Consider the following 20,616-nt stretch of genomic DNA (forward strand, 5'->3'; position numbering starts at 1 on the left):
GACCGGCTTTACAGCGGGCCGGGCTTGAATAGAAAACGGCGCCTTTGTGAAAAAGGCGCCGTTTTTTTTCGATGCAAATGCTTGAGTTGCCGATCCGCGATCTATCGATTGCTATCGATTGCGATCGGTCGCTACCGCTCGCTCACGCAAACGCACTCCGCAACAAGGCCTGCGCCTGCAGATACTGCGGCTCGGCGACGAGCTTGCTCCACTTCAGCGCCTTGCCGCGCGGCCGCATGCGCTTGAGCCGCTGCTGCGACTCCTTCGACGGCGTGAAGCGCAGCGCATCCAGCACCTTCTCCGCTTCGTCCGGCTGATTGCAGATCAGCACCATGTCGCAACCGGCCTGCAGCGCGGCGGTCGCCCCCTCCGTCAGCGTGCCGCCCTGGCGCGCGGCTTCCATCGAAAGATCGTCGCTGAAGACCGCGCCTTCGAAGCGCAATTTTTTGCGCAGAATGTCCTGCAGCCAGACACGCGAGAAGCCCGCGGGCTTCGAGTCGACCCGCGGATAAACCACATGGGCGGGCAGTACGGCCCCAAGCGACACATCGAGCCAGTCGTACGGCGCCACGTCGTTGCGCAGGATCTCGTCGAGCGAACGGTCGTCGACCGGCATCGCGACGTGGGAATCCGCGTGCGCGAAGCCGTGCCCTGGAAAATGTTTGCCGCAATTGCTCATGCCGGCCAATGCGAGGCCGTGGTTGAGACTTTTCGCCAGCAAGGTCACGACGCGCGGATCGCGGTGGAACGAGCGGTCGCCGATCACCTGCGACTGGCCGTAATTCAGATCGAGCACCGGCGTAAAACTCATATCGATGCCGCACGCGCGCAACTCGGCCGCGAGGATATAGCCAACCGCGGTCGTCACTTTGGTGGCGTGCAACACGTCGCTGTCCCAGAGCGTGCCGAGCTTGCCCATCGCCGGCAAGACCGTGAAGCCGTCGCTGCGAAAGCGCTGCACGCGGCCACCCTCGTGATCGACGGCAATCAGCAGGTCGTCGCGGATCGCGCGGATCGAATCGGTCAGCGCGATCAATTGCGCACGGCTCTCGTAGTGGCGCGCGAACAGGATCACGCCGCCAGTCATCGGATGGACAAGGCGGCGTTTATCGTCGTCGTTCAGCGTTTTGCCGACGACGTCGAGCATGACCGGCCCAGGAGTGGTTTTCATCGAATTCCGCTAGAAAGAAGCTTGAGACAAAGAGAGACACGGCCGACGTGCACCGTGTTCAGAATATTTTTTATTCGTCGTTGGCGGGTGCGTGCGGGGAGTCCGGCCCTCGCGCCACTTCCCCGGTTTCCGCAATCACGAATGACACCGCGTAGTCGCGTTCGTCGCTAATCGTCACGCGCGCCGTGATGCCGCGCGCGTCGAGCCATTCGGCCAGCTCGCCCGATGCGACCACCATCGGTTCGCCGCTCGGTTTATTGAGCGTTTGCAGCGCGCGCCAGGTCATCGGCCAGCGCATGCCGAGGCCGATCGCTTTCGAGAAGGCTTCTTTGGCCGAAAACCGCGTGGCGAGAAATGCCAGACCGCGCGCCGCCGAACGCGCGTTGCGCGCGTGATACACGCGCAGCTCGTCCGGGCCGAGCACCTTCTCGGCGAAGCGGCCGTTGGTGCGGGTCATCACCGCGGCCACGCGGCTGACCTGAACGATGTCCGTACCGATGCCGTGGATCGCCATGGGCGCCGCCGCGGCTTTAAGCGCTTGCGCCGAGACGGGCGGCGACCATGATCGCCTTCATCTCGCGCACAGCGTTGTCCCAGCCGGCGAAGATCGCATGCGCGACGATCGCGTGGCCGATATTCAGCTCGACGATGCCTTCGATCGCAGCGATCTGCTGAACGTTGGTGTAGTGCAGGCCATGCCCCGCATTGACCTTGATGCCAAGCGTCGCACCGAACTCGACGGCACGCACCACGCGCTCATATTCGCGCTGCTGTTCGGCAGGATCGTGCGCTTCAGCATAGCGGCCCGTGTGCAGTTCGATCACCGGTGCGCCCGCTTCGTGCGCCGCGCGGATTTGCGTTTCGTCCGGATCGATGAAGAGCGACACGCGCGAGTTCGCGTCGGCGAGCTGCTTGCATGCGGCGCGCACGGCTTCGAACTGGCCGGCGACGTCGAGACCGCCTTCAGTGGTCAGTTCCTGGCGCTTTTCCGGCACGAGGCAAACGTCGTGCGGCTGCACTTCACACGCGATGTCCAGCATCTCCTGCGTGACCGCGCATTCCAGATTCATGCGCGTTTTCAACAGCGGCCGCAGCTTGCGCACGTCGGCGTCGACGATATGGCGGCGGTCTTCCCTCAGATGCAGCGTGATCACGTCGGCGCCGGCCTCTTCCGCCATCAGCGCGGCGCGGATCGGATCGGGGTAGGACGTGCCGCGCGCGTTGCGCAGCGTGGCGACGTGATCGATGTTCACGCCCAGGTCAATCACATTCGGCGACGTAAGAAAGAAGCTCATAAGTTCTGCAAGTCGATCAGTATCTGGCGTGTCGCGAGCGGCGTGCCGCCAAGATACGTGTTGAGTAGAAAACGCATCAGCGTTTTGCTTTGCGCCACAGTCTGCGCTCGATGGTAATCGTCCTTTTCCATATCGAGCAAGGTCTGGCCTGCGATCACCGGCCATTGCGCGGGCAGATCGTCGGATGCTTCGCGCACGCCGCGCTCGGGGTCGAACACGTAGCGGCCGTCGGCCTGCACGGCTTTGCGCGCGACGGTGCGATCGAGCGCCATGGCATAGCCGGTCTCGCGCAGCAGCACGCGTTCGAACGAACGCAGCACCTGCACGGGCGGTTCGTCATGCGCGAGGCGCGTCATCGTCACGACGTAGTGATGGAACAGTTGCGGATGCGGATCTTCGCGCGCGCAGAATTTGACCAACAGTTCGTTGACGTAGAAACCGCAGAGCAGCGCGTCGCCCGCCAAAGGCAACATGCCGCCGACCCATTCGGCGCCGGTCAGCGTGCGCACTTCGGATTTGCCGGACCACGACAAGGCGAGCGGCTGGAACGTCTGCAGCACGCCGCGCAAAGCGGAGTGCGGACGTTTGGCGCCCTTCGCGACGAGCGCGAGACGGCCGTGATCGCGCGACAGCACGTCGATGATCAGGCTGGTCTCGCGGTACGGATAGCTGTGCAGGACAAAGGCGGGTTGCTCCGCGATCCGGTAATCGGAAGCAGAAGTGCGAGGCGCCCGCCGCGCCGGCGCTTTGCGCGGCTCGCCTTCGGCGCTTTGAGCACCGCTTTGAGCAGCCTGAGCGCTTTTGCCACTCGATGAGGCTTTTTTGCTACTGCGAGCAGGTTTGGACGGCTCGCGTGCCGGCTCAGCCGGCGCCGAGTCGTCCGGGTCAGCGTCGGAATTCAGCGTCATCCACGCGTCATTCGTACCCATACGCGCGGAGTCCGGCTTCGTTGTCAGCCCAGCCGCTCTTCACCTTGATGAAGGTTTCCAGATACACCGGGCCGTCGAACAGCTTTTCCATGTCAAGGCGCGCTTCGGTGCTGATCTGCTTCAGCTTGGCGCCCTTCTGACCAATGATCATCGCTTTGTGCATATCGCGATCGACCATGATGGTCGCAAAAATACGGCGCAGACGGCCTTCGGTTTCGAACTTGTCGATCAGCACGGTGCTCGTGTACGGCAGTTCGTCCCCGGTCCAGCGGAACACTTTTTCGCGCAGGATTTCGGCGGCGAGAAAACGCTCGCTGCGATCGGTCAGATCGTCTTCCCCGTAGATCGGCGCACCTTCCGGCAGGAACGGCTTGACCGTCTCCATCAACCGCTTGATGTCGTCCTGATTCTTCGCCGAAAGCGGCACGATCTCATTGAACTGGCGCAACGCCGCTACCTGCTGCATGAACGGAAACAGCGAATCCTTATCCGAGACGCGATCGAGCTTGTTCGCGATCAGCAGCGTCGGCACCGACGGCGGGATCAGATCGAGCACCTTCTGGTCATCCGGGCCGAAGCGGCCGGCTTCGATCACAAACAGGATCGCATCGACCGAAGTCAGCGTGGACGTGACGGCACGGTTGAGCGAACGGTTCAGCGCGCCGCTGTGCCTGGTCTGGAAACCCGGCGTGTCGACGAAGATGTACTGCGCGTCCTCAAGCGTGTGAATGCCGGTGATGCGGTGGCGCGTGGTCTGCGCCTTGCGCGACGTGATACTGACTTTCTGGCCGACCAGCGCATTCATCAGCGTGGACTTGCCGACGTTCGGACGGCCGACGATCGCGACCATGCCGCAGCGAAAACCAGTGGGAGTGGGAGCGTTCATATTCGGGCTACGGCAGGTTCAGATCGACGCGCGAGGAATGGCGCGCCGATGGCAATCAATGGCCCGCATCGGCGACGCGGGTTTGCACCGCGTCGCCGACGCCGGGTTCGTGTTCGATCGGTGCCGGCACGCCAGGCGCGGGCACGGCTGCGCCGGGTGTGGTTTCACGGCTGCGGTGTTTGTCGGCGCTGCGGACGGTGGCTTCCGGCTTGGCTTCGGCGGCCTTTGCGTCCGAGGGTTTTGCGTCCGAGGGTTTTGCGTCTGCAGGCTTCGTGATTTCGGCAGATTTGGCGTCCAGCTTGTCGGCTGGCTTGTCCGCGGCCTGCTTGTCCGCGGCGGGCTTGTCCGTGCCAGCCGCAGATCTGTCGCTCGCGTGGGGAGCAGACCTGTCAGCTCTCTCAACGCGCTCCGGCTTGTCCTGCCCGCTGTATTCCACGTGCGCGGCGCGAATCACAGCCAGCGGCGCAGAGGTCGCGGCCAGGGCCGGCCGTTCGGCTGAGGACTCTGCTGCCGGCACGGTGCCGGTGCGGGTTTCACCTCGCCCGGCCCCACGCTCACCTTTGCGATCCGGGCTGCGTAAATCGAGCGCGGCCTGCACACCGGTCACGCCGGGCACGATCTCCTGCTCGGCATTCTTCGCCGCGCGGGCACCCTTTGAACGCTTGGGCTTGGCGACCACGGCGGGCGCGGCGGCCATGACTTCGTCGAGCGCCTTCTTGGCCGCGGCCTGCTCGGCCGCACGACGGCTCGCGCCGGAGCCGGACACCTTGACGTCCAGCTTCGGCACCGTGCATTCGACTTCAAATTGCTGATTGTGCGCCGCACCATGCGTTGCGACGACCGTGTACGTCGGTAACGCGATCTTGTGGCCTTGCAGATACTCCTGCAGCAGCGTCTTCGCGTCTTTGCCGAGCGTGCGCGGGTCGATGTGATCGAGAATCGGCACGTAAAGGCGCTTGATGACCGTCTGGGCGGCATCGAACCCGCCGTCGAGGAACACCGCGCCCAGCACGGCTTCGAGCGTGTCAGCGAGGATCGACGGACGGCGGAAGCCGCCGCTGCGCAATTCACCCTCACCGAGGCGCAGGCCCTCGGAGATATTCAGGGCCTGAGCGATTTCGTAAAGCGACTGCTGCTTGACCAGATTGGCACGGACGCGCGACAGGTCGCCTTCGTCCAGTTTGCCGAAACGTTGGAACAAAAGCGCAGCCACCGCGCAATTCAGAACGGAGTCGCCGAGAAACTCGAGCCGTTCGTTGTGCGTGGAGCTATGACTGCGGTGCGTTAAAGCCTGGCGCAACAATTCCGCATTGCGAAATTCGTAGCGCAGACGGCTTTCCAACGGAGATAGGGGCATGGGCAGAGTATAACGCGGGCGCCTGCCCCGGCGAAAACGCGGGACGGCCAGCGGAAAAAGCGTGGTGAAGCGACGTTACCGCGGATTCTTAAAGTAGCGTGATAACACGCCGCGACCGATGTGACTCAAGTGTGGCCACCCGCGCGGCGTGTTGTGCAATCAAGGCATGCGTGCTCAGTGGAATGAGCCGATGCGCTTCAGATCGCTGAAGTTCATCCAGATAAAAAACGCGCGGCCGACGATATTCTTATCCGGTGCAAAACCCCAGTAACGGCTATCCGCACTGTTATCGCGGTTGTCGCCCATCATGAAGTAATTGCCCGGCGGCACTTTGCAGATCACGCCGCGTGCGTTGTACGTGCAGTTATCGCGATACGGATAATCTTCCGCACCGACGATGAACGGCGGCACGGCCGGGTTGTTCAGAATCGCGTTCTTGCGGCCGTTGATATTTTCTTCGAATTGCTTCGCGTAGCCGAGGCGCTCTTCGTCGAGATAGTCGGGCAGCGGCGTTTCCGGCACCGGCTTGCCGTTGATGGTCAGTTGCTTGTCCTGATAGGCAACCGTGTCGCCCGGCAGGCCGATCACGCGCTTGATGTAGTCGACCGATTCGTCTTTCGGGTAGCGGAACACCACCACGTCGCCGCGTTCGAGCGGACGGCCTTCGGTGATCTTCGTGTTGGTGATCGGCAGGCGGATGCCGTAGTCGAATTTATTGACGAGGATGAAATCGCCCACCAGCAGCGTCGGCACCATCGAACCCGACGGAATCTTGAACGGCTCGACCACGAACGAGCGCACCACGAACACCACCAGAATCACCGGGAAAAAGCTCGCCGAATACTCGAGCCACCACGGTTGACGCAGCTTGTCGTCACGCAGACGAGCGCGCGTTTGCGCCGCGTTTTCGTCGGCGAAACGCTCGCCGACACGTGCCTGCTGGCGGTCGAACTCAGCGACCACGGCTTCCGCCGCGCGCCGCCGTTGCGGCATGAAAACCAGTTTATCTGCGACCCATGCGACGCCCGTCAAAATGACGAGCACAAAAAGAATCAGCGCAAAATTCATAGGGTTCCGTTGTTCGTCTTATTTGTCTTCGACACGCAGAATCGCGAGGAAAGCCTCTTGCGGAATCTCGACGGACCCGACCTGCTTCATTCGCTTCTTGCCTGCCTTTTGTTTCTCGAGCAATTTCTTCTTACGGGAAATGTCGCCGCCGTAGCATTTTGCCAGCACGTTCTTACGCAATGCTTTAATGTTCTCGCGCGCAATAATGTTCGAACCGATGGTGGCTTGAATCGCCACGTCGTACATCTGGCGCGGAATCAGTTCACGCATTTTCGCCGCGACTTCGCGACCGCGATACTGGCTTTGCGAACGGTGCACGATCACCGACAGCGCATCGACCTTGTCGCCGTTGATCAGCATGTCGACCTTCACGACGTCGGCCGCCCGATATTCCTTGAACTCGTAATCCATCGACGCGTAGCCGCGCGAGATCGACTTCAGACGATCGAAGAAATCGAGCACGACTTCGCCCATCGGGATTTCATAGGTCAACTGCACCTGACGGCCGTGATACTGCATGTTGATCTGGTTGCCGCGCTTTTGCGTGCACAGCGTGATCACCGAGCCGACGTAGTCTTGCGGCATGTACAGATTCACGGTGACGATCGGCTCGCGCACCTCTTCGATCTTCGAGGGCTCCGGCATCTTGGCCGGATTTTCGACCATGAGGACCGTGCCGTCGCGCTGCAGAACTTCGTACACCACGGTCGGCGCCGTGGTGATCAGGTCCATGTCGAACTCGCGCTCCAGACGTTCCTGCACGATCTCCATGTGCAGCAGACCGAGGAAGCCGCAGCGGAAACCGAAACCGAGCGCCTGCGACACTTCCGGCTCGTACATCAGCGAGGCGTCGTTCAGCTTCAGCTTTTCCAGCGAGTCGCGCAGCGCGTCGTACTGGTTCGCCTCAACCGGATAGAGACCGGCGAACACCTGCGGCTTCACTTCCTTGAAGCCCGGCAGCGGTTCGGCAGCAGGACGATTCACCAGCGTGACGGTGTCGCCCACTTTCGCCGCAGCCAGTTCCTTGATGCCGGCGATGATGAAGCCCACCTGCCCCGCGGATAGCGATTCGAGGTTCTTCGACTTCGGCGTGAACACACCGATATGCTCGACCGGATACTGCGCGCCGGTCGCCATCATGCGGATCTTGTCTTTCGGGCGCAGCGTGCCGTTGACGATACGCACCAGCATCACGACGCCCACGTAGTTGTCGAACCACGAGTCGATGATCAGCGCCTGCAGCGGTGCTTCCGGGTCGCCCTTGGGCGGCGGCACCTTGGCGATCAGCGCTTCGAGCACGTCTTCCACGCCGAGGCCGGTCTTCGCGCTGCAATGCGTCGCGTCGGTTGCGTCAATGCCGATGACGTCTTCGATTTCCGCGATCGCGTTCTCGGGATTCGCGGCCGGCAGGTCGATCTTGTTGAGCACCGGAATCACGTCGACACCAAGCTCGATCGCCGTGTAGCAATTGGCGACGGTTTGCGCTTCCACGCCCTGGCTTGCGTCGACGACCAGCAACGCGCCTTCACACGCGGACAGCGAGCGGCTGACTTCATAAGAGAAGTCGACGTGGCCCGGCGTGTCGATCATGTTCAGGTTGTAGATCTGCCCGTCACGGGCCTTGTACGTCAGTGCGGCCGTTTGTGCCTTGATGGTGATACCGCGCTCACGCTCGAGATCCATCGAGTCGAGCACTTGAGATTCCATCTCGCGGTCGGACAACCCACCGCAGATCTGGATGATGCGATCGGCGAGCGTCGACTTGCCATGGTCGATGTGCGCAATGATCGAGAAGTTACGAATATGATCCATTCAGTGCCGATCAAGCGAAAAAGGCGCGCTCGGACAATAGCGGAGCACGCCTTGTAAGTAGGTGAAAAACCTATCTATTTTAGCCGAAAAGGCTATCGCCCGGCGCATCTTGCAAGGCTCGGGCGGAAAAAGACGGCTCAGCAAGCATCTTTGCATGGGACCGGAGTAAGGCGCCAAAGCGCCAACTCTGGTCGACAGGAGAGGCGTGAAACGGGGTGTGAACAGCGCACGTTCACGGCTGGTTTGGACCCTTAACGGGATTCCAAATGGGTCACTGCAGCGCGTGCTGCGAGCGCGGCGCGAACCCGCGCCGCGTCAAGATGATAGTGACACAGTTCGATGCCGTCACAGACCAGAACCGGAACCAGTTCGTTATAACGGGCTTCCAGCAAGGGATCCGTGTCGACGTCGATCACGACGACTTGCGCGGCGAATTCGGCCAGCAACGGCTCGAGGGCGGCGCGCATGTCGTCGCACAAGTGGCACCACGCGCGCCCGTAGAGCGTGAGCAGCGCCATCGACTTCATTTTGGGGCGCTACGCGGGCGAATCGGCACGAACTGCGTGTTCTCGCCACGACGGACCAGCAACGCAACCATCTTCTGCGAGTCGAGGTGTGCGGTCAGATCGTCGAACTGTTTCGCGCTCGTGATATCGGTATCGCCCACCCGCAGGACGATGTCGCCCTTCTGCAGCCCGACGCGCACGGCCGGGCCGTCTACCGCGTCGATCTGCACACCGTTGTGCAGCTTCAGCGCCTTCATCTGGTCAGCCGGGATATCGCTAACGGCAAGGCCCAACACATTCGTGGCGCGCTGCTTCGGCGCCGGCGGCTTTTTATCGTCTGCCTTGGCGGTCTTGTCCGGCTGCATCTCGGCAATCGTGACCGGCAGCTCGCGCGTTTGACCCTTGCGCCAGATCGTGATGGTCGACTTGGTGCCCGGCTTCGTATCGCCAACCATACGCGGCAGATCCGTTGCCGTATCGACCGAATGGCCGTTGAACTTCAGGATGATGTCGCCCGGCTGCACGCCGGCTTTGTCTGCCGGGCCGCCCGGCTCAACGCTGCTAACCAGCGCGCCCTGTGCCTTCGGCAGACCGAGCGAATCGGCCACGTCTTTCGTTACTTCGCCGATCGCCACCGCGATGCGGCCGCGCACGACCTTGCCCGATGCCTTCAGCTGGTCGGCCACGCGCATCGCCTCGTCGATCGGAATCGCGAACGAGATGCCCATGAAGCCGCCCGTGCGACTGTAGATCTGCGAATTGATGCCGATCACTTCGCCTTGCATGTTGATCAGCGGACCGCCTGAATTACCCGGATTGACGGCCACGTCGGTCTGGATGAACGGCAGATAATCGCCCGTATCGCGCCCCTTTGCGCTGACGATACCGGCCGTCACCGTGTTCTCGAGACCGAACGGCGAACCAATCGCGACCACCCACTCGCCCACCCGCACCTTGTTCGAGTCGCCAATCGTGATGGTCGGCAAATTGGCCGCGCTGATCTTCACGACGGCAACATCGGTCCGATCATCCACGCCGATCAGTTTGGCCTTGAACTCGCGTTTGTCGGTGAGGGTGACGTAGATGGTATCGGCGTCGTCCACGACGTGCGCATTGGTCATCACGTAGCCGTCGGCCGACAGGATGAAGCCTGAGCCGACGCCGCTGTTCTGTTCGGCGTCGCTGTTATCAGGCGAATCCTGGCTGCCGCCGCTCCCGCCGCTGCCACCGTTATCGCCACCGCGTGGCACACCAGGCGATTGCGGCGACTGCGGCAACGGGATGCCGAAGAAGCGCCGGAAAAACTCCGACATGTCGCCATCGTCCATGCCTGGCGGCAATCCGCCACGGGCACCGCTGTTCGACACGCGCGTGGTCGTGCGAATGTTGACGACTGCCGGGCCGACCTTGTCGACGAGGTCAGTAAAGTCGGGCAGATTGGCTGCGGGAGCCGCCGACGCCATGTGCGGCACGAGCGGCAAACACGCCGCTACCACCGCGGCCGCGAGGAATTTGCGCACCGAGAAAGTCGTCATATCGTAGCTAGCCGAGGGATTCGAGTGATTCGGAGGATTACTTCGGAGCTTTATATTCTATGGCAGACGCAAATTGCTGCAATGTGGTCTGGGGCACTTCACCAAGCAGGGTAATCCAGAAGTCGCCGCGCCGCTTGACCAGCACGTGCGTGGCGCCGCTACTGCCCGCGCCCTCCTTGCGAGTATTGTTCTCGACCGGCTCGACGAACACCGAAATGGCCGCGAGGCCATCGGAGAATACTGCCTGATCGACCGCAATGGTCGGCTGGCCCGCGTCACGCGCGGCCATGGGGCGGCGAAGCTCGCGAATCCTGCGGAATCCCGGTACCGTCGGCGTGATCTGCCAGCCTTGCGCAGCCATGTCGACCGGTTCGACCGGCGGACGCACGACCGTCCAACCTGTCGTATTACGAATGCCGTTGACGATGGCGGCCTTGTCGGCCGCCACGCCGATGCGAATCTGCGAAAACGACAACTGCTCGAGCACCTGGCCGTTCGGGTCAAGCGTCTGCGCACGCAGCAGCAGGCCGGTCTTCTTGTCGGCCCACAGCTTGTAGGCAAAGCGGTATGCGTCTTTCGGGTCGAGTTCGATCACCTGACTGTCGACACCCGCGACGCGGTCGTCGCCGAGCAGCTTCGGCTCGTACACCGACAGCACCTGCTCGCCGCTTACAGCCAGCAGTGCAGGAAACGAATCTTTGTTCTGGCGCTTCTCGACCACGCACAGATGCCGCTCAGGCACGAACGTGTAGAGATCGTCGTTGTGGCGAAGCATTTTGCGCGGCTTGCCGTCGAGGCTTTCGAGTTGCTCGAATTCGCCATCGGTGCGGGTCGCGTAGTGCGCGATCCGCGACGTCTGAACGAAATTGCCGCGCTGATAGACGAACGCGCCCTCGTAGTTCTGCAACTGGGCGGCCTGATGAATTCGATCGAGCAGCTCCGCGGCCGTGCGACGGACGACGAGTGGATCGTCGGTTTGTGCAAAGACCCGCGGCGTGGCGGACAACAATACGGCTGCGCAGAACAGAAATGCCGGCAGCCGCCCCCAGATAGTCGTTTTATTCAACCGCGGAGTCTGCATCAAACTATTGGCCTTGCGTAGAAACGGCGGCAGCGCGAATCAGCGGCATCGAGCCCGGCATGACCGGTTGCTGCGCGAATTGCTGGTGAGCTTCCAGATACTGATCGAGACTGGCGTCACGAATGATGTTGGCGTCTTGCGCGACCGGCTGGAGCGTAGCGGCCGGCATCGACGCCATGGCCACACGCTGCAGCGAATCGCCATGCGACTGGATCGACGCGACTTGCGCCACACCTGGGCTGCCCGGCACGCCTTGCAATTGCGGCACGACGATCCACGTCAGCGTGGCAGCGGCGGCTGCGACAGCAAACGCGGGCACGACGCGCCGGCGCAACGCCAGCAAACGCCGCGCGACCGGCATTGCGGCAGGTGCGAGCACGTGCGGCTCGTTGTCGAAACGCGCGGCAAAACCGCTCAGGAACGCACTGCTCGCCGCCGGGCTGACCGCCAGATCGTCGGAACGCAGCGCGTCGCCGATCAGGTGATAGCACGACCAGGCGGCACGATCTTCACCGTCCAGTTCGGCAACAAACGCGTTCAGATGCTCTTCGCCGAACAGCTCACCGTCGACAAAAGCGGACAGACGCTCGCCGCGCGAGCTGGCGTGCGATTGCATCGAGACCGACCCCATGATGCTCCCCATCTTACAAATACCCCGTAGTGACACCACTAATCCAGATATTGCATCCGTGCCCCGTCCGGCGGGCCGGTGTTTACCAGCGCTTGCCTTCAGGTGTGTCGAGCAACGGACGCAATTTTGCCGCAATGGCTTCGCGAGCGCGGAAAATTCGTGATCTGACTGTGCCAATTGGGCAACCCATCATCTCAGCGATTTCCTCGTAACTCAAACCTTCAATTTCACGAAGAGTAATGGCGGTGCGCAACTCTTCCGGTAAAACCGCCATCGCAGCATTGACCGTCTCAGCGATCTGCTTGCTCATCAACATCGACTCAGGCGTGTTGATATCCCTTAGTTGGTCGGCGTCCGAGAAAGTTTCAGCTTCTTCAGCATCTGCTTCGGTCGACGTCGGGGCGCGCCGCCCTTGGGTCGCAAGGTAGTTCTTTGCCGTATTGACCGCAATCCGGTACAACCACGTATAAAAAGCCGATTCCCCGCGAAACTGCGGCAAAGCCCGGTACGCCTTGATAAAGGCGTCCTGGGCGACGTCTTCCACTTCGGCCGGGTCGCGCACGAGGCGCGAGATCAGCCGGAGAATCTTGCGGTGGTATTTGGAGACCAGAAGCTCGAACGCGGCCTTGTCGCCCTTCTGGACGCGCTCGACCAGCACCTGATCAATTTCTTTTTCGCTCACCTGATAAATCCGTTAACTATAGGGCGCATGGCGGGGGACCATTGTAGCGTCCCCATCATCGCGGCACGTTACTCCGGTAACAGCGGTTACAGTCGTTACAGTCAGGCGCCGGCGCCACGCCGGCCCAGCACGGCCAGCTCCCGGAAAACGGACGCTGGAAGCGCGTCAGCAGCAAGAAGTAGCGTGCGGGTGCGCCCATGTTCCGGCGCCAGCGCCAGAACGAGCAGGCGACCGCTCCATTGCGAACAGCCGGCAATGCGGCCCTGCGCCAGCAAACTGCCGGCCCGGTTCCAGGCGGACAGTCCGTCCGGGCCGATTTTCAGCGCGACGGGCTGCGCATGCTCATGCTTTATCGCACAGAGCGTTAGCAGCGCCCACACGGCGAGCGTCAACGGAGCCGCCTGCCAGGCGCCCAGATGCGACGCGAAACAGGTATAGACGGCCAGCGTCGCAATCAGGATGAAGACCCCCAAAGCGGCGCGCATGGCGACGGAGCGCAGCAACGTAATCCATTGCTGCGCTCCGTCGGACGTTGCCGATTCGAGGGAAACCACCGGGCAACCCGGCGTTTTCGAGTGGCTTGTCACCAAACGATCAGGCGATCAGGCGCGCTTGAAGACCAGCGTGCCGTTCGTGCCGCCGAACCCGAACGAGTTCTTCAGCGCGACGTCGATCTTCATCTCCCGCGCGGTGTTGGCGCAGTAATCGAGATCGCAGGCCGGATCCTGATTGAAGATGTTGATCGTCGGGGGCGACACCTGGTGATGCACGGCGAGCACGGTGAACACGGATTCCAGACCGCCGGCGCCGCCCAACAGGTGACCTGTCATCGACTTGGTCGAATTCACGACCATGTCTTTGGCGTGATCGCCGAATGCGCGCTTGATGCCTGTGGTTTCAGCCAGATCGCCCAGCGGCGTGGACGTGCCGTGCGCGTTCAGGTAATTCACCTGATCCGAATTGATGCCCGCGTTTTTCAAGGCGGCCAGCATGCAGCGGCGCGCGCCGTCGCCATCTTCCAGCGGAGCGGTCATGTGATAGGCGTCGCCGCTCATCCCGTAGCCGCTGATTTCGGCGTAAATCTTCGCGCCGCGCGCCTTCGCATGTTCGTACTCTTCGAGCACCATCACGCCGGCGCCCTCGCCTAGTACGAAACCGTCGCGGTCCTTGTCCCACGGACGGCTCGCCGTTGCCGGATCGTCATTGCGTTGCGACAGCGCTTTCGCCGCCGCAAAGCCACCGATCCCGAGCGGCGACACCGTCGCTTCCGCGCCGCCGGCGACCATCACGTCCGCGTCACCGTACTCGATCAGGCGCGAAGCCTCGCCGATGCAATGCAACCCAGTGGTACATGCAGTAACGATCGCGAGGTTCGGGCCTTTGAGGCCAAACTTGATCGATAGATGGCCGGAGATCATGTTGATGATCGACGCCGGCACAAAGAACGGCGAAATCCGGCGAGGACCACGATTCAGCAATTCGGTCTGCGTTTCTTCGATCATCGGCAGACCGCCAATGCCCGAACCGACCACCACGCCGATGCGCTCAGCGTTCTCATCGGTCACTTCGAGACCGCTGTCCTGCATCGCCTGGATGCCGGCGGCAACGCCGTAATGGATGAATGTATCCATCTTGCGAGCATCCTTACCGGGGATGTAGTCCTCGATATTGAAGCCCTTCACCTCGCCGGCGAAGCGAGTCGAAAAGTTCGACGCATCGAACTTCGTAATATTGGCAATACCCGACTTGCCAGCGACCAGATTGGCCCAGCCGTCGGCAACATTATTGCCAACAGGCGAAATCAGCCCCAGGCCTGTAACAACAACACGACGGCGGCTCACGGTAACCCCTTTTTCATAGATGACAAAAGCACAAAAGCCACAGCGGCCACAGGAACCTGCCCTGTGTGCCCTGTGGCTGTTAGCCGCCCCCACCCCTGGCGCTTCGCACCAGGTCCCCCCGAGGGGGACAATCCCCCAAGGGGACTTCCTTCGGGGCGGAAAACGCGGGGCGGCCCGGCGTTTTCTTGAAAGTCGGCAATCGCGCGGAAAACTGCGCTGTCAACATCGCTGGCTCCTGCACGGCAAAAAGCGCCAGCCCTGCTGGCGTCGGAAACCGACACGGCAGGGCGTCATACGCCGCCAACGCAGAAACGCAGGCGCGAATGACTTTAGGCCTTGACGTTCGCGCGAGCGTAGTCGATCGCTTGCTGAACGGTGGTGATCTTCTCGGCTTCTTCATCCGGAATTTCCATGCCGAATTCGTCTTCGAGGGCCATCACGAGTTCAACGGTGTCGAGCGAGTCGGCGCCGAGGTCGTTCACGAACGAAGCTTCGTTCTTGATCTCAGCTTCTGCAACGCCCAGTTGTTCTGCGACGATCTTCTTGACGCGCTGTTCGATATTGTCCATTACCCCTCCAAGGGAAAAGAAGTTCAAAAATACAGGTGCGCGCATTTTATCAGGTTTGACCCGGCAAAAAAGCGGCGCATCGGGTTCCTGTCAAGGCATGCGCCTTACGCTTTTGCAAACGCATCAAGGCGCGGATAGTAACCGAATTTGGTTACGACATGTACATTCCGCCGTTCACATGCAGTGTCGTGCCGGTGATATAACCCGCTTGCGGCGACGCGAGGAACGCCACGGCATGCGCGATATCGTCCGGGCTGCCAAGGCGGCCGAGCGGAATCTGCGTCTTCAGCGCGGTTTGCTGCTCTTCCGGCAGGGTCTTGGTCATGTCGGTATCGATGAAGCCCGGTGCAACGCAATTGACGGTAATGCCGCGGCTGCCGATCTCGCGCGCAAGCGCACGCGTCATGCCTGCCACGCCCGCTTTCGCGGCCGCATAGTTGACCTGCCCCGGGTTGCCGGCCGAGCCGACCACCGACGTGATGTTGATGATGCGGCCGCCCTTCGCCTTCATCATCGGACGCAGCACGGCACGCGACAGACGGAAGACCGACTTGAGATTGGTGTCGATCACCGCGTCCCAGTCATCGTCCTTCATGCGCATTGCGAGTTGGTCTTGCGTGATGCCGGCGTTGTTCACCAGCACGTGCAGCGCGCCGAATTCCTTCACGGTGCCGTCGATCAGCGCTTCGGCTGCGGCTGCGTCGTTCACGTTGAGCACCGCGCCGCGGCCGCTTACGCCTGCCGCGTTAAAGGCTTCGCTGATCGCAGCCGCGCCGCTTTCGCTGGTTGCCGTGCCGATCACCGTCGCACCCTGGCGCGCCAGTTCCATCGCGATCGCACGGCCGATGCCGCGCGACGCGCCCGTCACAATTGCAATCTGCTTGTCGAGAGTCTTTTCCATCTGTCAGTCCGGATGCCCTTTCGGAGGGCTGATTGATTCTTGATGTCGGGCTTGGCGCCCTGCTTGCGCACTATGAAGCTGCGTTCAGCCCGCCGTCACCAGCTTGAGCGTTTCTTCGAGCGAGGCCGGATCGAACACCGAAGCGCCGACCAGATTGCCGTCGATGCGCTTCGTCAAACCCGCGAGCACCTTGCCAGGGCCGCATTCGATCACATGCGTGACGCCTTGCGCCGCCATCGCCTGCACGCTTTCGACCCAACGCACGGGACCGGCCGCCTGGCGCACCAACGCGTCCTTGATCTTTGCCGGCTCGTTGACCACGGCGACGTCGACGTTGTTGATCACCGGAATCGACGGCACCTGCACGTCGACGCTGGCCAGATACTCGCGCAACTGATCCGACGCCGGCTTTAGCAGCGACGAGTGGAACGGCGCCGACACCGGCAGCGGCAACGCACGCTTCGCGCCCTTCGCCTTTGCGACTTCGCAAGCCTTTTCGACCGCGGCCTTGTGACCGGCGATCACGACTTGTGCCGGCGCGTTGAAATTCACCGCTTCGACAACCCCCGCGACGGACGCTTCGGCGCAAACCGCGCGCACCGTGTCGTCATCGAGACCGAGAATCGCAGCCATGCCGCCGACGCCGACCGGCACCGCCGTTTGCATGGCTTGCGCGCGAAAACGCACGAGCGGCACGGCATCGCGAAACGCGATCGCGCCCGCCGCGACCAGCGCGGTGTATTCGCCGAGGCTATGGCCAGCGACGATGGCCGGCTTCGGGCCGCCCGCCTGCAGCCACGCGCGATAAATCGCATACGCGGCGGTGAGCATGACAGGCTGGGTATTGGTGGTGAGGTTCAGATCGTCGGCGGGACCTTCTGCGATCAGCTTGCCGAGATCCTGATTGAGCGCGTCGGACGCTTCCTGAACCGTCTCACGCACGACCGCGTGATCGGCGAATGCGTTGAGCATGCCGACCGACTGCGAACCTTGCCCAGGAAAAACAAACGCAAATTTCATAACGTCCCCAAAATCGATGTTGTCAGATGTGGGTGGCGCGCCCGGTTAACGGCAAGCGCGCTCAGGCGAAGTGGTATGCCGCGAAAAGCGCTCGCCACCACGTCGCCGCTATCAGTAGCGGATAACCGACGCGCCCCACGTGAAGCCGCCGCCGACACCTTCGATCAGCACGTTCTGGCCACGCTTGATGCGGCCGTCGCGCACCGCGACGTCGAATGCGAGCGGAATGGACGCCGCCGACGTATTGCCGTGTTCGCCCACCGTGACGACCATGCGTTCCTGCGGCAAGCCGAGCTTGCGGCAGGTGCTTTGCATGATGCGGATATTGGCCTGATGCGGAATCAGCCAGTCGATCTGATCAGCCGACAGATTGGCCTTGGCCAACGCCTCGACTGCGACCTTTTCGAGCACGTTGACCGCAAGCTTGAACACAGCCTGCCCGTCCATATGCAGGAACGCGCTGCCTTCGATCACGCCGCCATTCACGTTGCCCGGCGTGCAGAGAATGTTCGAATGGCTGCCGTCGGCATGCAAAGCGCTCGCCAGCACGCCCGGTTCTTCGGACGCCTGCAGGATCACCGCGCCCGCGCCGTCGCCGAACAGCACGCAGGTGGTGCGGTCCTTGAAATCGAGAATGCGCGAGAAGGTTTCCGCGCCGATCACGAGCGCCGTGCGATGCTGGCCGCCGCGAATCAGACTGTCTGCCATCGCTACCGCGTAGGCGAAGCCCGAACAGACGGCCTGCACGTCGAACGCCGCGCCGTGGTTCTTGATACCGAGCTTGTTTTGCAACAGGCACGCCGTACTCGGAAACACGAAGTCGGGCGTGGAGGTTGCAACGATGATCAGATCGATGGATTGCGGATCGATATCGGCCGCTTCGATCGCGCGCTGGGAGGCGATCAGCGCGAGATCGCTGGTGGTGACATCGGGTTCCGCGAAGTGGCGCGCATGGATGCCCGTGCGGGCAACGATCCATTCGTCGCTCGTCTCGATGCCTTGCCTGGCGAGACGTTCGGCCAGATCCTGATTGGTGACGCGCCCGGGCGGCAGGTAGCTGCCGGTGCCCAGCACGCGGGAATAAATTGTCGATTGAGCCATTATGCCTTCGAGGATTGCGCAGCGTAGGGCTCGGCTGGCTGGCCTGCGATCGGGCTTGCGTGACCCGCACCGCTTGCGTCGCGCGCCGCCTGTTCGAGAGAACTCGCATTCTCTTCCATTGCTCGCGCAAGGCGTTCCAGCACGCCGTTTTTGACGGCATCATACCCGCGTTTGATAGCCCACTCAAACGCGTAGGCATCCGCCGAACCGTGGCTTTTGATCACCAGCCCACGCAAGCCCAGCAACGCAGCGCCATTGTATTGCCGATGATCGACGCGTTTCTTGAAGCGCATCAATACCGGCAGGGCGAGCACCGCCATCACCTTGGTGAGCCATGAGCGGCCGAACTCTTCCTTGATGATGTTGGAGAGCATCTGCGCGAGGCCTTCCGACGTTTTCAGCGCGACATTGCCGACAAAACCGTCGCAGACGATCACGTCGACCGTGCCCTTGAAAATGTCGTTGCCTTCAACGTTGCCGTGAAAGTTAAGTGTACTCGCGCGCAGCAGTTCGCCGGCACGTTTGATGGTGTCGTTGCCCTTGATGACTTCTTCGCCGATGTTGAGCAGCCCAATGGTGGGCCGGTCGCGACCTTCGAGCGCGGACACGAGCGCGTGCCCCATCTCGGCGAACTGCAGCAGATGCTGCGGCTCGCAATCGACGTTGGCGCCCAGGTCGAGCATCATCGTGTAGCCGTTGGGATTGGGCAGTGCCGACGCGATCGCCGGACGTTCGATGCCCGGCAGCGTCTTCAGCACATAACGCGAAACCGCCATCAAAGCGCCGGTATTGCCGGCGGAAATGCAGGCTTGCGCCTCGCTTTCCTTGACGCGATTCAGCGCCACGCGCATGGATGAGTCTTTTTTCTTGCGCAGCGCGACTTCAACCGGATCGTCCATTGCGACGATCTCGGAAGCAGGCACGACGGTCAGCGCCGGCAGGTCCTGAGCCTTCAACTTCTTCAGCTGCGCACGAATCGCGCTTTCAATGCCGACGAGCAGCAGCTCAGCATCGGGATGCGAACGAACGAAGTTGACGGCAGCGGGAACGGTCACGGACGGGCCGTGGTCGCCTCCCATGCAATCTATCGTGAGCTTTACTGTCATGGAGTGCGACGAATTTCAGGCGCCCTGCATGGGACCGCAGCAAACACTAGCGTGCCAACTGCGATCGACACAAAAAAGCGGCAATTGAATGCCGCCTTTTTGCCGAGCCGGGAAAATGTCAAGCGAGTTGATCGCCACGCGAAACGCCAAGGGGCGCAACGCAGTGAAACGATTAGTCGTTCTTCGTCTTGACGACTTTCTTGCCGCGATAGTAGCCGTTCGGGCTAACGTGGTGACGCAGATGCACTTCGCCCGTGCTCGGTTCCACGGCCAGCGGCGCTGCCGTCAGGAAATCGTGCGAACGGTGCATGCCGCGCTTCGACGGCGACTTCTTATTTTGTTGAACTGCCATGACTAACTCCTAAAAATTTTCCGAATTCTAACACAGCCCGACCCGGTCTCCGCCACCGGCCGAATGGCCAGTGCGCCCGCATCGCGCTCCCATGCAACTGTTCAGTGCTTCTTGTCGCCCGGCTCACCGCGCTTGAGACTTTCGAGCGCCGCAAACGGATTGGGCCGCTCGGACTCACCGCCCTCGTCAGCTTCATCCGGTGCGCCGTCGTCGCCCTCGCCTTCTGTACCGGCCACACCAGAGACGAGGCTCTCGTGCACTTCGGGACACACTTCGTGCTTGGGCACGAGCGGCAAGGAAAGCAGCAACTCTTCTTCGATCAAGTCGATGAGATCGAACTGGCGCGAGCCCACGATCACTTCGACTTCATCCTCGTCGAGCGGAAACTCCTCGGCTTCCGCCTCGGTGTTGACGATCCGGTAAGTTGCATCGACATTGAACGGCTGCAGATACGGTGTCATACACCGTTGACATTCGAGCCATGCCGCACCGTGGATCGCCAACCTCAGATAAGGCTGCGGACCCTCGGTGCCGTCGTCCTGCAATTCCGGCTGCGTCGCCCCTTCGGCTTGCCAGGTGAACGCGGTATCGCGGTCTGGCGCTTCTGCCGGGACTTCGTTTAACATGCGCGGCAGTTGCGAGACGCGCACGACACCCGCGGCCTGACGCCCACTCCGCGCAAATTCGAACAGATCGATATCGTGCGGGTCGGACAGACCAGCAGGGTTGCCAGGATGTTGAGTCATGTGCGCTCCTGCGTCGGCAAGGATTTC

At 61.9% G+C, this 20,616-nt stretch carries 22 protein-coding genes; all 22 read right to left on the reverse strand.

The features are described from left to right. Positions 1-142: 142 nt before the first annotated feature. The 22 genes from nagZ to DSC91_RS20665 all read right to left on the reverse strand — a co-directional run bounded on the left by nagZ (position 143) and on the right by DSC91_RS20665 (position 20,589). Positions 143-1,171: a beta-N-acetylhexosaminidase gene (gene nagZ / locus DSC91_RS20555; protein WP_115780620.1), complete on the reverse strand. Its 1,029-nt coding sequence runs from the start codon at positions 1,169-1,171 to the stop codon at positions 143-145. A gap of 70 nt (positions 1,172-1,241) precedes the next feature. After that, the gene (gene acpS, locus DSC91_RS20560; RefSeq protein ID WP_115780621.1) at positions 1,242-1,685 is read right to left on the reverse strand and encodes a holo-ACP synthase; all 444 of its coding nucleotides are present in this window, start codon (positions 1,683-1,685) and stop codon (positions 1,242-1,244) included. A gap of 16 nt (positions 1,686-1,701) precedes the next feature. Continuing rightward, entirely contained in the window at positions 1,702-2,466 is a 765-nt protein-coding gene (gene pdxJ, locus DSC91_RS20565; RefSeq protein ID WP_115780622.1) for a pyridoxine 5'-phosphate synthase, read from the reverse strand. Then, positions 2,463-3,395 carry a DNA repair protein RecO gene (recO, locus tag DSC91_RS20570; protein ID WP_115780623.1) on the reverse strand — a complete coding sequence of 311 codons (933 nt, stop codon included), beginning with the start codon at positions 3,393-3,395 and terminating at the stop codon, positions 2,463-2,465. The genes pdxJ and recO overlap by 4 nt, the downstream gene beginning before the upstream one ends. Next, positions 3,382-4,281, reverse strand: a complete 900-nt coding sequence (gene era / locus DSC91_RS20575; RefSeq protein WP_115780624.1) for a GTPase Era — start codon at positions 4,279-4,281, stop codon at positions 3,382-3,384. The genes recO and era overlap by 14 nt, the downstream gene beginning before the upstream one ends. Positions 4,282-4,336: 55 nt before the next feature. Further along, a complete protein-coding gene (rnc, locus tag DSC91_RS20580; RefSeq protein ID WP_115780625.1) occupies positions 4,337-5,638 on the reverse strand; it encodes a ribonuclease III in 1,302 nt (433 codons plus the stop codon). Positions 5,639-5,812: 174 nt separating this feature from the next. Further along, positions 5,813-6,706 carry a signal peptidase I gene (gene lepB / locus DSC91_RS20585; RefSeq protein WP_115780626.1) on the reverse strand — a complete coding sequence of 298 codons (894 nt, stop codon included), beginning with the start codon at positions 6,704-6,706 and terminating at the stop codon, positions 5,813-5,815. Between the two features lie 18 nt (positions 6,707-6,724). After that, a complete protein-coding gene (gene lepA, locus DSC91_RS20590; protein ID WP_115780627.1) occupies positions 6,725-8,518 on the reverse strand; it encodes a translation elongation factor 4 in 1,794 nt (597 codons plus the stop codon). A 251-nt stretch (positions 8,519-8,769) separates the two neighbouring features. Continuing rightward, positions 8,770-9,045 carry a glutaredoxin family protein gene (locus tag DSC91_RS20595; protein WP_115780628.1) on the reverse strand — a complete coding sequence of 92 codons (276 nt, stop codon included), beginning with the start codon at positions 9,043-9,045 and terminating at the stop codon, positions 8,770-8,772. Further along, complete coding sequence (locus tag DSC91_RS20600) at positions 9,042-10,559, reverse strand: DegQ family serine endoprotease (RefSeq protein ID WP_115780629.1); 1,518 nt, start codon at positions 10,557-10,559, stop codon at positions 9,042-9,044. Before DSC91_RS20600 ends, DSC91_RS20595 begins: the two co-directional genes overlap by 4 nt. A gap of 37 nt (positions 10,560-10,596) precedes the next feature. Then, complete coding sequence (locus DSC91_RS20605) at positions 10,597-11,640, reverse strand: MucB/RseB C-terminal domain-containing protein (protein WP_115783393.1); 1,044 nt, start codon at positions 11,638-11,640, stop codon at positions 10,597-10,599. A gap of 4 nt (positions 11,641-11,644) precedes the next feature. After that, the gene (locus DSC91_RS20610) at positions 11,645-12,271 is read right to left on the reverse strand and encodes a sigma-E factor negative regulatory protein (RefSeq protein WP_115783395.1); all 627 of its coding nucleotides are present in this window, start codon (positions 12,269-12,271) and stop codon (positions 11,645-11,647) included. 82 nt (positions 12,272-12,353) lie between these two features. Continuing rightward, on the reverse strand, positions 12,354-12,953 hold the full coding sequence (rpoE, locus tag DSC91_RS20615) for an RNA polymerase sigma factor RpoE (protein ID WP_006051939.1): 600 nt from the start codon (positions 12,951-12,953) through the stop codon (positions 12,354-12,356). Positions 12,954-13,054: 101 nt separating this feature from the next. Then, entirely contained in the window at positions 13,055-13,438 is a 384-nt protein-coding gene (locus DSC91_RS20620; RefSeq protein WP_115783397.1) for a protein YgfX, read from the reverse strand. 117 nt (positions 13,439-13,555) lie between these two features. Continuing rightward, the gene (fabF, locus tag DSC91_RS20625) at positions 13,556-14,794 is read right to left on the reverse strand and encodes a beta-ketoacyl-ACP synthase II (RefSeq protein WP_115780630.1); all 1,239 of its coding nucleotides are present in this window, start codon (positions 14,792-14,794) and stop codon (positions 13,556-13,558) included. Positions 14,795-15,123: 329 nt separating this feature from the next. After that, complete coding sequence (acpP, locus tag DSC91_RS20630; RefSeq protein WP_004197638.1) at positions 15,124-15,363, reverse strand: acyl carrier protein; 240 nt, start codon at positions 15,361-15,363, stop codon at positions 15,124-15,126. A 151-nt stretch (positions 15,364-15,514) separates the two neighbouring features. Continuing rightward, entirely contained in the window at positions 15,515-16,264 is a 750-nt protein-coding gene (fabG, locus tag DSC91_RS20635) for a 3-oxoacyl-ACP reductase FabG (protein ID WP_115780631.1), read from the reverse strand. A gap of 84 nt (positions 16,265-16,348) precedes the next feature. Beyond that, positions 16,349-17,284 (reverse strand): ACP S-malonyltransferase, encoded by a 936-nt coding sequence (gene fabD, locus DSC91_RS20640; RefSeq protein WP_115780632.1) that lies wholly within the window; start codon positions 17,282-17,284, stop codon positions 16,349-16,351. Between the two features lie 111 nt (positions 17,285-17,395). Next, positions 17,396-18,385, reverse strand: coding sequence for a beta-ketoacyl-ACP synthase III (locus DSC91_RS20645; protein WP_115780633.1), 990 nt, complete (start codon positions 18,383-18,385; stop codon positions 17,396-17,398). After that, positions 18,385-19,491 (reverse strand): phosphate acyltransferase PlsX, encoded by a 1,107-nt coding sequence (gene plsX / locus DSC91_RS20650; protein ID WP_115780634.1) that lies wholly within the window; start codon positions 19,489-19,491, stop codon positions 18,385-18,387. The genes DSC91_RS20645 and plsX overlap by 1 nt, the downstream gene beginning before the upstream one ends. Positions 19,492-19,663: 172 nt before the next feature. Then, positions 19,664-19,843 carry a 50S ribosomal protein L32 gene (rpmF, locus tag DSC91_RS20660; RefSeq protein ID WP_006051932.1) on the reverse strand — a complete coding sequence of 60 codons (180 nt, stop codon included), beginning with the start codon at positions 19,841-19,843 and terminating at the stop codon, positions 19,664-19,666. A 101-nt stretch (positions 19,844-19,944) separates the two neighbouring features. Continuing rightward, positions 19,945-20,589 carry a DUF177 domain-containing protein gene (locus DSC91_RS20665; RefSeq protein ID WP_115780636.1) on the reverse strand — a complete coding sequence of 215 codons (645 nt, stop codon included), beginning with the start codon at positions 20,587-20,589 and terminating at the stop codon, positions 19,945-19,947. Between the last annotated feature and the right edge of the window lie 27 nt (positions 20,590-20,616).

Origin of the sequence: Paraburkholderia caffeinilytica (genome assembly GCF_003368325.1) — a bacterium.
In the GTDB taxonomy this organism is placed as follows: domain Bacteria; phylum Pseudomonadota; class Gammaproteobacteria; order Burkholderiales; family Burkholderiaceae; genus Paraburkholderia; species Paraburkholderia caffeinilytica.

What these genes read in the sequence shown, in the direction of transcription:
- nagZ (WP_115780620.1), bottom strand. Translation starts at nt 1,171, where the DNA reads ATGAAAACCACTCCTGGGCCGGTCATGCTCGACGTCGTCGGCAAAACG.
- acpS (WP_115780621.1), bottom strand. Translation starts at nt 1,685, where the DNA reads ATGGCGATCCACGGCATCGGTACGGACATCGTTCAGGTCAGCCGCGTG.
- pdxJ (WP_115780622.1), bottom strand. Translation starts at nt 2,466, where the DNA reads ATGAGCTTCTTTCTTACGTCGCCGAATGTGATTGACCTGGGCGTGAAC.
- recO (WP_115780623.1), bottom strand. Translation starts at nt 3,395, where the DNA reads ATGGGTACGAATGACGCGTGGATGACGCTGAATTCCGACGCTGACCCG.
- era (WP_115780624.1), bottom strand. Translation starts at nt 4,281, where the DNA reads ATGAACGCTCCCACTCCCACTGGTTTTCGCTGCGGCATGGTCGCGATC.
- rnc (WP_115780625.1), bottom strand. Translation starts at nt 5,638, where the DNA reads ATGCCCCTATCTCCGTTGGAAAGCCGTCTGCGCTACGAATTTCGCAAT.
- lepB (WP_115780626.1), bottom strand. Translation starts at nt 6,706, where the DNA reads ATGAATTTTGCGCTGATTCTTTTTGTGCTCGTCATTTTGACGGGCGTC.
- lepA (WP_115780627.1), bottom strand. Translation starts at nt 8,518, where the DNA reads ATGGATCATATTCGTAACTTCTCGATCATTGCGCACATCGACCATGGC.
- DSC91_RS20595 (WP_115780628.1), bottom strand. Translation starts at nt 9,045, where the DNA reads ATGAAGTCGATGGCGCTGCTCACGCTCTACGGGCGCGCGTGGTGCCAC.
- DSC91_RS20600 (WP_115780629.1), bottom strand. Translation starts at nt 10,559, where the DNA reads ATGACGACTTTCTCGGTGCGCAAATTCCTCGCGGCCGCGGTGGTAGCG.
- DSC91_RS20605 (WP_115783393.1), bottom strand. Translation starts at nt 11,640, where the DNA reads ATGCAGACTCCGCGGTTGAATAAAACGACTATCTGGGGGCGGCTGCCG.
- DSC91_RS20610 (WP_115783395.1), bottom strand. Translation starts at nt 12,271, where the DNA reads ATGGGGTCGGTCTCGATGCAATCGCACGCCAGCTCGCGCGGCGAGCGT.
- DSC91_RS20620 (WP_115783397.1), bottom strand. Translation starts at nt 13,438, where the DNA reads ATGCGCGCCGCTTTGGGGGTCTTCATCCTGATTGCGACGCTGGCCGTC.
- acpP (WP_004197638.1), bottom strand. Translation starts at nt 15,363, where the DNA reads ATGGACAATATCGAACAGCGCGTCAAGAAGATCGTCGCAGAACAACTG.
- fabG (WP_115780631.1), bottom strand. Translation starts at nt 16,264, where the DNA reads ATGGAAAAGACTCTCGACAAGCAGATTGCAATTGTGACGGGCGCGTCG.
- fabD (WP_115780632.1), bottom strand. Translation starts at nt 17,284, where the DNA reads ATGAAATTTGCGTTTGTTTTTCCTGGGCAAGGTTCGCAGTCGGTCGGC.
- DSC91_RS20645 (WP_115780633.1), bottom strand. Translation starts at nt 18,385, where the DNA reads ATGGCTCAATCGACAATTTATTCCCGCGTGCTGGGCACCGGCAGCTAC.
- plsX (WP_115780634.1), bottom strand. Translation starts at nt 19,491, where the DNA reads ATGACAGTAAAGCTCACGATAGATTGCATGGGAGGCGACCACGGCCCG.
- rpmF (WP_006051932.1), bottom strand. Translation starts at nt 19,843, where the DNA reads ATGGCAGTTCAACAAAATAAGAAGTCGCCGTCGAAGCGCGGCATGCAC.
- DSC91_RS20665 (WP_115780636.1), bottom strand. Translation starts at nt 20,589, where the DNA reads ATGACTCAACATCCTGGCAACCCTGCTGGTCTGTCCGACCCGCACGAT.